At 28.2% G+C, this 14,918-nt stretch carries 14 protein-coding genes; 2 read left to right on the top strand and 12 right to left on the bottom strand.

Translation table 11 applies throughout. The features are described 5' to 3' along the window. The 5 genes from B2217_RS05050 to B2217_RS05030 all read right to left on the bottom strand — a co-directional run. On the bottom strand, positions 1-1,443 hold a 1,443-nt coding region (locus B2217_RS05050; protein WP_291122167.1), incomplete at its 3' end, for an ATP-binding protein. A gap of 1 nt (position 1,444) precedes the next feature. Next, positions 1,445-1,978, bottom strand: coding sequence for a hypothetical protein (locus B2217_RS05045; RefSeq protein WP_180904907.1), 534 nt, complete (start codon positions 1,976-1,978; stop codon positions 1,445-1,447). Then, on the bottom strand, positions 1,978-2,190 hold the full coding sequence (locus B2217_RS05040; protein WP_180904908.1) for a hypothetical protein: 213 nt from the start codon (positions 2,188-2,190) through the stop codon (positions 1,978-1,980). The genes B2217_RS05045 and B2217_RS05040 overlap by 1 nt, the downstream gene beginning before the upstream one ends. Positions 2,191-2,208: 18 nt before the next feature. Beyond that, the gene (locus B2217_RS05035) at positions 2,209-3,909 is read right to left on the bottom strand and encodes a hypothetical protein (RefSeq protein WP_180904909.1); all 1,701 of its coding nucleotides are present in this window, start codon (positions 3,907-3,909) and stop codon (positions 2,209-2,211) included. Positions 3,910-3,930: 21 nt separating this feature from the next. After that, the gene (locus B2217_RS05030) at positions 3,931-4,383 is read right to left on the bottom strand and encodes a hypothetical protein (RefSeq protein WP_180904910.1); all 453 of its coding nucleotides are present in this window, start codon (positions 4,381-4,383) and stop codon (positions 3,931-3,933) included. A 231-nt stretch (positions 4,384-4,614) separates the two neighbouring features. Here B2217_RS05030 and B2217_RS05025 point away from each other — a divergent pair, with 231 nt between their 5' ends. After that, positions 4,615-4,818 carry a YwbE family protein gene (locus B2217_RS05025; protein WP_180904911.1) on the top strand — a complete coding sequence of 68 codons (204 nt, stop codon included), beginning with the start codon at positions 4,615-4,617 and terminating at the stop codon, positions 4,816-4,818. Positions 4,819-5,712: 894 nt separating this feature from the next. Beyond that, positions 5,713-5,970, top strand: a complete 258-nt coding sequence (locus B2217_RS05020) for a helix-turn-helix domain-containing protein (RefSeq protein WP_291122166.1) — start codon at positions 5,713-5,715, stop codon at positions 5,968-5,970. A 54-nt stretch (positions 5,971-6,024) separates the two neighbouring features. Here B2217_RS05020 and B2217_RS05015 read toward each other — a convergent pair whose 3' ends face one another. The 7 genes from B2217_RS05015 to B2217_RS04985 all read right to left on the bottom strand — a co-directional run bounded on the left by B2217_RS05015 (position 6,025) and on the right by B2217_RS04985 (position 14,079). Further along, positions 6,025-7,062 carry a nucleoid-associated protein gene (locus tag B2217_RS05015; RefSeq protein ID WP_291122165.1) on the bottom strand — a complete coding sequence of 346 codons (1,038 nt, stop codon included), beginning with the start codon at positions 7,060-7,062 and terminating at the stop codon, positions 6,025-6,027. Between the two features lie 2 nt (positions 7,063-7,064). Next, positions 7,065-8,921 carry a DUF3732 domain-containing protein gene (locus tag B2217_RS05010; RefSeq protein WP_291122164.1) on the bottom strand — a complete coding sequence of 619 codons (1,857 nt, stop codon included), beginning with the start codon at positions 8,919-8,921 and terminating at the stop codon, positions 7,065-7,067. Continuing rightward, positions 8,918-9,364: a three component ABC system middle component gene (locus B2217_RS05005; RefSeq protein ID WP_291122163.1), complete on the bottom strand. Its 447-nt coding sequence runs from the start codon at positions 9,362-9,364 to the stop codon at positions 8,918-8,920. Before B2217_RS05005 ends, B2217_RS05010 begins: the two co-directional genes overlap by 4 nt. After that, positions 9,361-10,590: an ABC-three component system protein gene (locus B2217_RS05000; protein ID WP_291122162.1), complete on the bottom strand. Its 1,230-nt coding sequence runs from the start codon at positions 10,588-10,590 to the stop codon at positions 9,361-9,363. The genes B2217_RS05005 and B2217_RS05000 overlap by 4 nt, the downstream gene beginning before the upstream one ends. Before the next feature lie 135 nt (positions 10,591-10,725). Continuing rightward, the gene (locus tag B2217_RS04995) at positions 10,726-11,673 is read right to left on the bottom strand and encodes a hypothetical protein (RefSeq protein ID WP_291122161.1); all 948 of its coding nucleotides are present in this window, start codon (positions 11,671-11,673) and stop codon (positions 10,726-10,728) included. Positions 11,674-11,965: 292 nt separating this feature from the next. Then, complete coding sequence (locus B2217_RS04990) at positions 11,966-13,540, bottom strand: SIR2 family protein (RefSeq protein WP_291122160.1); 1,575 nt, start codon at positions 13,538-13,540, stop codon at positions 11,966-11,968. 185 nt (positions 13,541-13,725) lie between these two features. Next, entirely contained in the window at positions 13,726-14,079 is a 354-nt protein-coding gene (locus tag B2217_RS04985; RefSeq protein WP_291122159.1) for a helix-turn-helix transcriptional regulator, read from the bottom strand. Positions 14,080-14,918 lie beyond the last annotated feature (839 nt).

Genomic DNA, 14,918 nt, shown 5'->3' with positions numbered 1-14,918 from the left:
TTTTTCAGGAGCTGTTTTACTCAATGGAACTATATTTTTAAAACATTTTTCAAAAAGTGTATCATCTACTATCTCATCCCCATGGATAACAGCCTGTATTGCTACATCTCTTACTGCACCCTCAATATCTGATCCTGCAAATCCTTCTGAAATTTCAACAAGTTGATTGAGAGTCTCAGCAGATGGTTGATTTAAAAGATTACGTTTTATGTATAAATTAATAATATCCATTCGTTCAGCTTCTCCTGGTAGATCAACAAAAAATAATTCATCAAAACGTCCTCTACGTAAAAGTTCGGGAGGTAATTTAGAAACGTCATTTGCCGTTGAAACTACAAATACTTTTGCCATACTTTCCTGAAGCCAAAATAAGAATTGTCCAACCATTCGAGTTGAAGTTCCTCCATCATTAGCGCCAGTAGCACCAGAAAGCCCCTTTTCTATCTCATCAATCCATAAAATACAAGGTGCCGCATTATCTGCAGAAGCCAATGCTTCTTTTAATCTATTTTCAGATTGTCCTAAATATTGTCCTTGTATTGCTGCAAGATCAAGTCGATATAAAGGTAAATTCCAATTTGCAGCAATAAATTTTGCTGATAATGATTTTCCACAACCAGGTACACCAACTAATAATACACCACGCGGAGGTCTCATCTTTCTAGCTTTTAAATCAGCTGTTAATAATTGCTTTTGATTATCAAGCCAGCTTTGGAGTCCACTAAGACCAGCTACTGATAAAGTAGAAGGATCAAGCTTCACTTTTTCTAATCCAGATATATCACTAAATAACTTATCCTTTGCATTACTCAACTCTTTGATATCATCTTTTGTCAAAGATCCTTTTGCCATTTGAGTTGCCAATACATTTTCTGCTTCAATCTTTGTCATATTAGCTAAAATAGATGCAGCCATTCTATATTCTGTTTCTTCCCATTCTAGCGGTATAGATCCTTTGTAAGGAATAACACATTCTTTAACCACTTCTAGCATTTCTTCTTCATTAGGCGGATCAAGCGTTATAGTCATTCCCAAACGTTGCAACTGAGGCCAAATACTCTTAGTCGTAATCAAGCAAATACTTCCTCCTCTTTCTATTGCCTGTACAATACAATCGTAGATATGTCTCGAAACTAAATTATCATCTTCTACATCACTAACTTCTGTAAATACAAAAGTTAAATTCTGTCTTTGCGAAATATTTTGTACGGCATAATCTAAACCTCCTGCTACAGAACGATCTTCATTTACACTCTTCTTTGATTTTATATCCATTGTACCATGAGATAAACTATGGACATAAATTGGTATATTAATTTCTTCTGCTAATTGTTGAATAACTTCTAAAACCCGTGCTCTTTCTATACTTCTAATTGAGATAAAAGGTATTCTTGCTCGAAACATTCGTAAAAGCGAAGTTTTGAACTCTGTTTTATTTGCCATATTAAAATAGTATCTTTCTACCTGTTGGTGGTATTAATGTATTTGTTATCTCTTTACTCTTTTTGTTTTCAGATTTAATTTCTTCTGGTAATTCACTCAAATAAAATGCATTCAACATAATTAACATTTGTTCTTTACCATTAGAATTTTTTGAAACATTATCTTTTAAAGATTGTTTAATTTCATTTACAAAGTCTTCAAGATCTTTCTTTAGTGTTTTTTGTAAATTTTCAGGAAAACCTTTTAATCCTACGAATTTATTTAATGGGTATAAATTTTGCTTTCCATTTCTCAAAGCAATTTCAAAGTCATTCATAGTTTTAAAATTTTGAAATTGAAATGAACGGTGAAATTGATCAAGCCAAGATTGTTTACGTTTTTTATAAGCTTCTTCTACTCTTGAATAAAAACGTGAAACTGTTCCAGCATCTACGGTAAAACTTCCATTACTCAAGTCTTCGAAAACCGTATCATTTCCATTCCCGAATTCATCCAATAGTTTAACCCAGTCCGAATATGTTGTTAGCCCTACCATTATTGCGGTTTGATTCGTGGATTTATAAATTGGTTTGGCGGAACTATATCCCAATCAGGAAATTTAGAATTTCCTTTTTCAGCTTCTGTTCTTCCCTGAAACAAATTTGGTTTCGGATTAGTCACACTGCTTTCTTTCTTTTGTTCGATATTATTCTCTTGATTAGTTATTGGGTTTTCATTGGTATTGTCACCTAAAATAATTTTATTCATCAATCTAAGTTTAAAATGTTAAATAATATTTCTTGCCGTTTCTTTTGATATGCTCGAGAAATCTTCGGGAATAATTGATTGTAAAAGCTCTCTTACTTTTTCTGCATTTCTATCTTCCATTGTATGTTCTTTTCTGTAATCAACTGTTTCAGCTATACATCCTCTTAAAACTTCTTTTGCTTTTTGCTTACGTTCTTCGATATTCTCTATTATTCTTTTTTTCTTTTTCTTATGACTATTTAGAGCATTCCATATCAAAACTGCTCCAATACCAAGTCCAACTATACCCGCTATAGGATGCAAACTAAAAGCCCAAAAACCTAGTATACAAATAAATGCTCCAATCAATACACCAGCAAAAGGAAATGAAAGTTCACGAAGTTTAGCATCTAACATATTCTTATAAAAGATTTCTTGCTCTTCTATAAGTTCATTTTCATTACTACCATCTTTAGTAGTTGTTTTGAAATCGTCTATATTAAGTTCAACTAGTTGTGGAATTTTACTTCTACTTTGTGCAGTAAATGTATCGTGAGCTTCAATTATCCAAGGTTGACTTATCGAAACAGCTAGTGCTTGAGTAACTTTTGTTGCCCCAGCCAATTCAGGATTAAACGATGCGTTTGTTAGAAGTTGTAAAAAGTCAACCTTTTCATCGAAAATATGTTTTTCAGCATTCATCATTGCTTGCGCAGCTGTTTTATCTCCATGCATTTGAATGATAAGTTGATTCAATCTAACTTCTTCTTGCAATGGCAATTCTTCATCATCAAAGTTTGTTACCAATAAAGAAAGAATCTCATCTAATTGAACTTTAACACTTTTTGAAAAATCTGCTGAAGAAGATACGATGTCATTAAAATGAGTATTTAAAATATCATGTGTTTTAGCTTCTTTCAAAGAATTTTCTAAAAGATCCCAATTGGTTGAAAACTTCTCTAATAAAGGATATTTACCTTCTGGTAAAGAACCTTTAGCTTCGAAGAATGCTACCCATTGTGATTTTTGCTCGTTAATATACGTATCTCCTTGCGTAAGCTGATCTAACCAATTTTTTACATTTGTTATCATTAATTGTCTTGCAGCAGGAGGAAATACACCGGTTGTTACAGCCTCAAGAATAACGATAAATTCTCTGTCCAAATGATGTGGATTTTGATGCATAAAATAGCGTTCTAACCATTTCATACTCGCTTCATTTCTTGCAAGCCTCCTCATAATTAGCATAAAGAAAAGTGTTGTTTTATAATCATCTCTTTTTAATGCCTCATTCAATGCTTTTTCATTTGTACCTCTATCACTTCTTACCCAAGCTGCTAACGCTACTAAAGCGGGTGCTAACCAGTAACCTGGTGCTTTTATCATCACCTCTTCGGTTGTAAATTTTAATGTATCATCACTCACAACACCTGTATCCACACCTTGTAAAATTCCAGTTGCCATTCTTCGTACATCTGCATAATAACCAAATTTAATCTGTAAATCTTGTTTCAAGTTACCTTGTCGTGTTTCAGCAAGTTGCAAAGCTTTATGTTTAATATCTGCTGCAACAAAATCTGCAAAAGCCTCAGCAAGTTTCACTAATTCACTTTCTAATTGATCTTGTTTAAAATTAAGTGTTCCTAATTCGGAATGTACGCCTGAAAGATCACTACTAATTGACCGTAAAGCACTATTAATAATAGATAGGTCTGCATATGATATTACCTGTTGTGACATATTTATACGTGTTTATTAAATTTATAATTTAGATGCTGTTCCGTCTTCGCGAATTAAGATCATTTTGTCAGTATAAACCTCAACCATTGCATAAGCATTATGCATAGCTACTGTTCTAGCTTTTTCAAAATCACCCTCCATTATTTCATTACTTTTGTAATGTTTAATAATTTGATTACCAATCAAATCAAGTGTATGTACTTCATAAGGATGTCCAAGAAAACATTTAGAAACTATACCCAGGGGCAAACTCGCTAATTCGGCTGTACCAAACTCTTCTTGTATACAATTCATTAACTCCTCCATTCCTTTTGTTTCTGTCAGGGTTTTTGCATCAAGTCCAGCTATCAAATCCATGTATTTTTTTGATCGCTTTCTTAAAATATCTCTATCACTAATAAAACCTGCGGTAATTGTTGACTTTTTGCTGGTATCAAGATTTATATTGTCATTTTGTAAAATTATTCTTGTCATTATTTTTAGTTTTATACTATTTTATCAAATATCAAAAAACTATCTCACAATAAATTATGGTTTCACGTAAAAGCAAAAAAACGCTTTCAAAAAATCTAAATTTTAATTTTTATTGAAAAAGAGGATCAAATACAACTACAATTTCATTATTACCTTCCAGATGAATGTATTTTTTAATTTCCTTTACAACAGAATGAATATCTTTTCCATTTATTTTAAGATATTTGTAATATGGATGGTAAAACAAGAGCAAATATAAAACCTGGTATGCTGGTTAATATTGTATTGAAAAAGGATCAACGAACTGGCGAATTGACTGAGGGTATCGTGAAAGATTTATTGACTTCTTCGCCTTATCATCATCATGGTATAAAAGTGCGTTTGACGGATGGACAAATTGGACGTGTGCAGGAAATTATTGAAGACGATTTTTAGAACGCATCACATTATAAATTAAAAGCTCTTATCAGTATTAGTAGGAGATGTGAGATTTGAGATAATAGATGTGAGATGTAATTTGTCAAACTGATTTCATTTCAGCTTCTTTTTATCGTCAGTCAGAGTGACGTTTGTAAAACGTTGTATCGAAGACTTAGACGATAAATAACAATTACTCACTAATTACTTTATTTATTCATTGTTAAAAGTGAATTTGAATATTGAAAAAGAATTAAGAAAACGGCATTAAAACTCACACGTTAAGAAAATGGTTGAATGCAACGTAAAAAAGGTTTTAGCCCGTAGGGTTTTTAAAATCTTTAGTGAAATGAGAACATTTTTAGTCGAGAGGTTTACAGCCAAGTCTTTTTTCGTTAGTTTTTTTGACTAAAAAAAGTGACAAAAGATTTCTCGATATCTCGAAATGGCATATTGGATGCGATTCTGAGACAAGCTCAGAATGACAGCGAGATGTTATTCTGAATATAATTTATGATAATATGAAGATAATTAGTAGTTCATTATTTTATTACGTTCATTTTTACCTTGACGCAAAAACGAACCAAAAACGTCAAGACTGCGATTTTCGACGTTCAATCTTCATTTTACTCTCTAAAAATATTAAATGACTCGCTATCGCTCACTAATCTTTTTAACGCTCGCTTCAATGGATTGAAGCTCGTCTGCAAATCGTATGTCGGCTTTAAAATTCTTATTTACAATAATCTCGACTCTTCAGCAATGACGGTTTTAAAATTCATTGTTAAAATGAATTTGAATATTGAAAAATGAAAAGAAGAATTATAGAATCCCCCTATCCCTACTTCCTCTTATGATTTTTTTTAATCAATTAAAACCCGTATCTTACTGAAATTAAGTAAATTAAAACGTATGCAAAACACTTACTTTTTTAAACAAAAAGAGAAGGATAGCAACGAGTTAAAACTTCTTTTAGTAGAATTAATTACGAATATACAACCCACGGACAAAGATCACGGATTCTACGACAGTGCAGATGTGCAAAGGCTACTTAACGTTAGTGACAAAACGTTGTATCGCATGAGGAGAAACAAGACAATTCCTTGTTTTAAGCTCGGTAAAAAGTACTTTTACCCAAAACATTTCTTTAACAAAAAAGCTCTTGGATAAGAGCTTTTTTAGTGGTTGTTTTAAATGAAATGATATCTTAAAATTAATGCTTATTTAAGATTCTTCTTCGTAAAAAATTTTGTAATATTTTCGTCCGTTTTCGTCAATTCCTTGTTCAATCAACTCTCTATTTCCATGAATATAAATATGGAAATTCTTATCGAGTTTTAATACTTTTTTAAACACTCTAGCTTGTTTTTTTACCGCTTGTGTAGATATTTCAAAATTATCCTCAAGTTCTACTTCATTTTCTTGTCTGTAAGTTTGGTCGAATTTTCTGAATGATTCTATTACATTGCTATCTCCAAAAACTTGTTCCTCAAATTCTTGTTTGTCAAATGTTTCATTCTTTTTAAAATAATCCACAGAGCGATTTAAAAAATCTATTTTATCAGTTTTACTTACTTCAAAATCTTCATCTAATTGTTTCGTAACAAACTGTTTAGCAATACCTAAAAACTGATTAGTTTGATGATATTCATTCTTAATAGGTTGTACCCCTAAAAAATTTTCTTTCCAATATTGAGCTTCTGAACTTTTATTAGTATTATCAACAATAGATACTAAAAATCCATCTTCTTTACTTATATTAAAAATTAAACACCCTTTATCTAATTTATTTGTATTTATTCCTTTTTCATCTGTTAACTCAAACCCTTTTTCTTTATTATTAATTTTAAGAATAGTGTCTTTGTTTTCTGATTTAAAAATCCCAATACAATCTATTAATTCATCATCAATTAAACAATCAATAAAATAAATCATACACAACTCCCCACTTTTTATTTGAGGATGATTACTCTTATCGTATAAATATCGCCCAATATTTTGTGATTGTTCAATAAATGAATTATTATTATCGAATATAGCGCTTACGAATTGTTGAACAGGATTAAGGTTTAAATTATTTTGAAAGAAAAAATTATAAAATTCATCAAACTTAAAGCTATTGTTAACTAATTGTGTTATATGTTTTTCTATTCTATCGAAATTAGTAGGAATTTCAGAAAAACGTACACCGTCTCCATTATTCTTATTGCCAATTGAATGAACTATAAATTTATTGATTTGCCCTACTGTTATTTTTTGCATAATTAGTTATTGTAAATATCATTTGGTATTAATCCTTTGCCATTTATAAACTCATCTACTGTATGAAAGTATGATAAGTTGTTGTCTAACCAATATTCCTTTGATGCATGTTCTACCATAAAAATTTGAAAATGTCTCTTCTTTTCAACATTAATGTAATCAAGAAAAGAATTCAATAATTGAAAAGCATCAAGTAATTTTGCTTTATCATCATTTTTTCCCTCGTAATATGGTGTACTTGGTTGGTCAATAAATAAGAATTCTGGTACGTGATCTTGTTCTATATTTAAAACATGCTCGTGTAAACCTAAATAAAGACATAGATGCATAAACATGTAATTTGATGCACTTCCAATATTACTCAATGGAAACAACTCTCCATTAGGAATCAATTCTAAAGTCCAATTTTCACTATTAAACTCTACTCGACTATTATTGTATTTAGCTAAAGAACTTAATTGGTTAAAGTTTCGTTGAATACTCTTATTTAGTAGCGTTTTCATCGAGAATTTTATTTGTGAGGTATCCTCTCGGACTTTTAATAATCTTTCTTTCTCTTCATTCAGACTATTTAGTTTGACAGTATCAATAGGTTTGATTTTTTTATTGTTAAAAATTTGCTCAAATAGAATTTCAATTTTCCCAATATCAATCAATTTTTGCCCTTCTGATTCATAATTTTTATTAATATCGTTCAGTTGATTTATTCGTTTATCAATTTCCAGAATTTGTAATTGTAATTGCTTTACGTTTCCACTAACTTTTAAAGGTTCTTCAATTTTTTTTGAAAGATTTGCTTTAATATTTTTTAAAGATGTTTCTAAAGATTCAACAAATAACCTTGTTTCATATGAATCAACTAATTGGTCTGATAATTTTTGATTTAGAAATTCAATAGGTTGTAGACTATCAACAGATTTATTTAAGTTCTTCTTATATAAATCATATTCTTTTTGATATTGATTTATAGCATTAACTTGGGCTTTTAATTCATTCTTATCTTTCTTCAAGTTATTTATTTCTAAAAACAAATTTGAGTTTTCAGCAATCTTCTTTGTATTTCCAATTATTTCTTTAATAATCAATATTGCATCATCTACATTATCGAAAGAATCAGAATATTCAATAAAATTATAAGTTTTGCATTTATCAATTAAGTTAAATATTTGCTTTTCATAATTTTTAATTTTATTTTGATTTCCTCTTTCTTGATTTTGAATCGCTTTTAAACCATTTTCAATTTCTTGTAAACGTTCAGTTGCTTTAACGTCTTTCATATCATTGACGCCAATAACCATATCAAAAATATGACTCAAAGCTTTATCATATTCTTCTTTTCCATAAAACGTAGTGTCAAAATAAGTTTCTGGTGCATCTATAATAGTTTGCGTTAATGAATTGAAAAGTAGAAAATGTCTGTAAGAAATATTAAAAGTTGTTTTTCCTAAACCTTTTCCAAACGGAAATCTTAAATTATCGTTAATACCAAATTCTTCATCTAAGATTGCTTTTATTTCTGCTATTTTTTTATTATTTATAGGCTTATCAGGAAAAGAACCTAAGGAAAAAAAAACATCTGCAGAAACAGAGCCGTTACTTGGTGTTTTTCGAACTATCGTGATTTCCTTATCATTTATAGTAAAACGAATACCAAACCACATAACCTTATCGATAATTTCAGTTGGAATGGTTACTTTTCCAGATAAAAGACAATAATCAATAATATTCCAAAAACTTGTTTTACCTGTTGTAGAATCTCCAGTTATAACATTTACCTTGTTAGGTAAAAATTCATAATTTTTAGGTTCAGAATTCTCATCCTTAAACCAAAGTTTTATTTCATGAAGTATAAATCTCATAATTGTATTTTTAACATTCTGTAAAGTTGAATGGTAGAATATATTTCTATCATTGATAAAAATGTTGGAATAACCTCTTGTATTCTAGTAAATCTGTCTCCTACAGTTATATCATCAAAATCTATTATAGTATTTGTTGTAACTTCATTTTCTATACTAATTTGATTACTAGCATTTAAAATTGTTAAAGAATTAATTGTTACTGGTAAAAGTGATAAGTATCTTTTATTAAATGATATAAATAATCTCGACTGCTCTCTAATCATATTCTCTAATTTGCAATTTTTATTTTTTGATAAATAATTAATTGTTCGATCATCTAATAGAAATGGTAATACTAAACAACAACGTGCAATATCTAAACCTTCAACCCTATTGAATATCGACAAGAAAATACAACTTGCAATTGCTTCATTGTTATAGACATAGTAAACTTCTTTCATTCCTTTTTATATTTATTATTCCAATCAAAATGCCATCCTAATTCTAAATTATCAGATAAAGTGTAATAATACCCATTACTAAATTCTATCCCTAATGCTGAGAAACCTTGTATTGACAAATCTTGCTTTCTTATATAATCAACGATTTCTATCCCTAAATTTTTAATATCTTCTTCTAAATTTTCAATAGATGAACCATTATTAATTTGACGTTCAATCTGCCTATATTTAGATCTAAATTCATTTATCCAAATTTGAATACTATTTCTTTTAAATTCTTCTATATCTGTCGGAAGTACAAAGTTTTCATCTGACCAATATGAAAATTCATTCAAAAACTTGAGCATATGTGTTGTATATTCTCTAATATAATTTGAACCACTTTGTATTTCACCAATATCAATTAATTGCTTTATAAAAATTTGACTTTCTAAATCATCAGGTAATAAAATAGGTAGATTTCTTTTCGGAAGTGGTTTAAGTTCTGTTACTATTTTAAAACATTTTCCAAATCGTTTTCCAAATTCATCGCCAGATATTTCAAATTTTTGACCAGCTTTTATATCTAAGTATTTTGATAAATTTAGTTCAGATGAAAGATTATTAAATATAGGTTCAACTAAGTTTTCTTGATAATATTTTTCATATATTCTTTTCTTAATCTTATCAATAATTTCATCCTCACCTGTCTCAATAGTTAGTTTATGTAAAAATTGTGAGAGTTTTGTCTTGTTTAGTTTTGAAACATTTTTAATATATTTTTTGAGTGTTTTATCTAAAGTTTTATTAGATAATTCATTTATTTTAGATTTTACTTTATCAAAATCATTATCTTCTTTGAATATTTTCAGGGAATCTATAAAATCATTGTTATTTTCACTCTTGTTTGTTACTAAAATGAAATTTTGTTTATTAATAAATCCCGAAGTATTATCAGCTTTAATAAAGTCAACCCAATTGGAAAGTGTTTTCCATAAATCAATATCTAAATCAGTTAAATTCTGAGGATTTCCTTTAGAGTTTTTTATAATTGTATGTTTCGCCTGATATAAAGTTGTTTTACCATCATCTTTATCAATATGAATATCATCTTTAACTTCAAAGCCAATTTTTTGACCAAACTTAAGATCAAGTGCTAAAAACATAAAGTAATAGAATTGATAATCAAATCCTATTGCTTGAGGCCCTGCAGTATGTTGTTCTTGTATAATTCTAGATTTAGTCATTTTTCATTTTATTTAGCTTACATAATAATTAAGAACATTTAATTTACCGAAATGTATATAATTCTTTCTACTATTTATTATTTAGGTTACGTTGTATTAAATCTCTTACCTAATCGACAAGTGTGAGCTTAGTCATTATGTAAACTGTCTGTTCCATACTTCTAATGCATTATTATAATCACTCAAATTATATTCAACCAATTGTCCTAAATATTCAATTATTTCCTGTAATTGATCGGATGCATTAGTCATTGCAATTCTAAAATTACTTTCAAAAATATTTTTACTTTCAAGTTCTTCATAAAATTCAATAATGTCATTTGTTAATTTATTACTATCTATAATAATATTTTTTTCATAAAAGATTTCACTTTGATTTAGATAATGTGATAAATTTATAATGGAATTTAATATTCTCAAATAAGGATGAGGATGAGAATGTTCTCGTAAATATATTGAAGAAATATCATCGTAGAAGTTAACAATATGATTTAATAAACACGCTCCTAAAATTTTAAATATGTTTTCGATAATTTCTTGGTTTAAAATATCTCCATAACTTTTTTCTAAGTATTGTGAAATATGACTAGTCAAGACTATTGTTGCGAAAGAATCAGCATTTATTTCAAGATAATGTTTAATTAAGCTATATTGTGAAGAAGTTGAGCTATTCTCAAATAATTCAAGATTTTCATTTTTCTTTTCAAATTGAAATAAATGGGCTAATTCGTGATAATATGTAAAACTTGTAGCGATCTGATAGCCTAATCTTGAAATTTTATTATCAAGACTTCCCAATATATCTCCATAATGAAAATCTAGATATTCATCTAGTTTTTCATTCTGAAGAAAATTATCATTACATCTTTTTAAAAGACCTAAATTAATTGTTATAGAATAAGCATTATCTAAACGTTTTGCTACTGCATTTGATGTTAAGTAATTATTAAAAATAAATACATTAGGTGAAATATTCACATGTCTACTTTGAGTATCCAAATCCTCTTTGCAAAACTCATAATATTGCGAAATGAGTTCTTCAAATGGTGTGTCTCTGAAGTCATAAATTTCAGAATTATTCATAATTCTAAATTTTATTGTATTTTCAATTTCAAGATCGTAGTCTCTCATACTATTATGATGTAACATTGTTTTTTCCAAGAAGATATAGTTTCATAAAAAACTACCTAAATTTCGTAAATTAAACTCAAATATACAATAAGCTCTTAACAATAAATTACGGTTTCACGTAAAAACAAACAACCTCGCTTAAAAACACTTAGCGAGGTTTTATATTTATTGTTTTTTGTATTTAATAACCTTGTAATACTTCTCATGCCCTCTGGGCAAGACGAATGCTTAGTTATTGTGTGTATTATTTTTGTAATTTATATTTTAAATAATCATATAAGCAAATCAGCTTTCTATAGTCTGTACTTAAGTTACCTTCTTTTAATTTAGAAGATTGCAAAAATGTAAATATTTCTTCAGGCTTTAATTTTGTTTCTTCTAAAAGTGATATATATAATGTAGCGTGTCTATGAGATTCTCCAGCAACTAATTCTTCAACACTTTTATACTTAGAATTAATTTCATCTGTCTTATTTAAATAAGAACCAGTTGGATGAAAATCACATAATTTTATATTGTTTATTCTTTGAATAAACTCTGGCTGTAATTCTTTTGTATTATCATTGTTGGGAATGTTACCATTCTTGTCTAAAAGATTTGCGTTTCGTAAAAACTTAAAATATGGTATATATTTTGCTTGAATTATTGGTAACGCATTTTTTGAAACACTTATTGGTTCAGCTTTTAAATCTTTATTAATTATATCTAATAATAAATCAGTTGGTGATATTCCTTTAACGCCAACTAGAGATAAATTTTCTTTAATTCCAAATCCATAAACAAATTGTACTTTGTCTAAATCCAATTTATCGATATTAGTTTCATCAGCTAAATATACATTACTTTTCTTTTTTGAAGTTTTTACAAAATCATATACCATATGTTTCATATGGCGTAAAATTTTTATAGGTAATCTCCTATTTTTATTAGCTAAAACTTCAAATACTTCATCAAGAGCTTTATACTTAATTTTTTTTATAGGCAAGTTTAAACCGCTAACAAGTAAATTACCATCACTGATTTCACAATTGTCAACATTATTATCTCTTTCACAAAATATTAATCTATCTTTCAATTTATCAATATTTGTTTTATCTAAAATATTAATTATTGAATTTAAAATTACATGAATGTTTGTATCACCAATGTTATAACCAAGAAATATAATTGGATGTTCCATGAATATAGTTAAAAGCTTTGCAGCTAAATAAGGATTTCTTTCATGAAATATTTCATAATCATTTTCAGTTAATACTAAACTGTTGGGATTAGAAACACAACCGTGAATTTTATAAATTTCTCCAACGTCAACTGAATTATTGAAGATTAGTTTGTTTTGACCAATAAAACTATTAAAATCAGGAAAGGTTCTTTCTAATAAAGTATCCCAATTTGTTGTAATAATTCCTTCGACATTTACTTTGCGAAATAAATTATACTCTTGTTGGTATTCATGATTTATAGTGTAGGTGTTTTTCTCAAAATACTTACATATTTCAAATTTTAATGGACTTTCAGTATCAAGAGATTCTTTTGAAAATTTATTTCTACTATCTAAAAATTGAGGGTCTTGCCACCATTTTTCAAATAAATCTTCTGCCATTAACTTAGCTACTTTGGTTAAGTCTTTTTTTGATTTTGAATCATAGTAATAAAAGCTCCTTTCTAAATTTAGTTCATTACAAACATTCTTTAGTAGTGGTTCCCAACCTTCAGTATTTATATATCTAGATGATAATCCAGAACCGATAAAAAAGTAAGGAGATGTAGCAAATTTATTAAGATGTTTTTCAAATTCTAGTTGAAAATTGGATTTCATGCAGTTTGGTAATAATATTTCATTCAACATTGTTTTTCACGGAACTACTATAGCTTTAGTTTCGTATAAATAACAAATATATAAATTAATCTAATTTATAACCATTGTTGTATAAAATGGTATTAATAATGCAAACCAATTTGTGCAATTAGAATAATAAAGACTAGAATATTTTTTTTGGTGGATTAATTAAAATATTGATTGATCTTATTTTTAAGGTTTTTATAATACTTTTCTTTTTCAGCAGTTAGTTTACTATCTAAAGAATAGCATATATCTATTAATTCATAAAGCTGTACCTTAGTTCTTAATATAAAAATAGATTCAAATTTGATATCAAGTACTTGGCATATTAATAAAATATTAGACCAAGAGCTATAATGTTCAGCCCTTTCAATTCTTCCAATGGCAGTATTATTAGAACGGATTAAATCTCCTAAATCAAACTGAGATAACCCTTTTTTTAATCTCTCAATTCTAATATTTAAGCCTATATGAATATTTATTATTTCTAATTCTTCTAAGGAAAATACAGTCATGCTGTAAATTTTGGAATTATATTAATATTTATTCGATACAAATTTGTATTGATTAATTTTTTATTATATATTTGTTATTGAAATACAGTTATATATAAAATATAAGGTAAATATTACTTAAATCTCGCTTTGAAAACTGGCACTTTTCTAAATATGGAACGAGAAAAATAAGTAGATTTGCTCACGACCTAGGCGTGAGTCATTTTCTATTGTTCCATATGGTATGCCAGTACCTCAAAGCAATTAAGATGATTTTCACGCCTTTTTGTTTTTGGTCGTTTCTTCAATAACAATTAGCACTGAACATCATATAATAAATACACTTGGTTTTATTCCTCTACAAATCAAGTAAAATACACTCTCTATAAATATGTGTTTCTTAAAATAGAAATACGCAGATGGTTATTCGATTCTACTAGAATTGAAAAGTGATAGAAATAAATTTCTCTAAATGACAGAATATTAGAGAAATTATGTGTTAAAAAGTGTTAAATTCCTGTATCGGTGTATATCGAAAATGACACTTTTCTGTATCGGTTGTGTATCTGCGCTATATCCATTCTGTATCCATTGTATATGCGTTCCGTATGGTTTGTTCGTGGTTCGTGTATCGATGTTGAGTTGTAAAATGTATTATGTAAAAAGTAAAATGTACAGATTAGATGTTAGATTTTAGATTTACGAGGTGGGATTTAGGATGTAAAAAGTACAGATTAGATGTTAGATATGAGAATTGAGATTTTAGAGTTGTACGATGTAAAAAGTACAATGTATTATGTATTTGAAAAAGGATTATGAAAACGTCATATGATTTGGAGGCGAGTGTCAAAAAGTTGAAG

The organism is Empedobacter sp. UBA7620 (assembly GCF_002484185.1).
Classification (GTDB): domain Bacteria; phylum Bacteroidota; class Bacteroidia; order Flavobacteriales; family Weeksellaceae; genus Empedobacter; species Empedobacter falsenii_C.
Note: the sequence above shows the minus strand (reverse complement) of the source record. Positions and strands in the feature narration are given on the sequence as shown.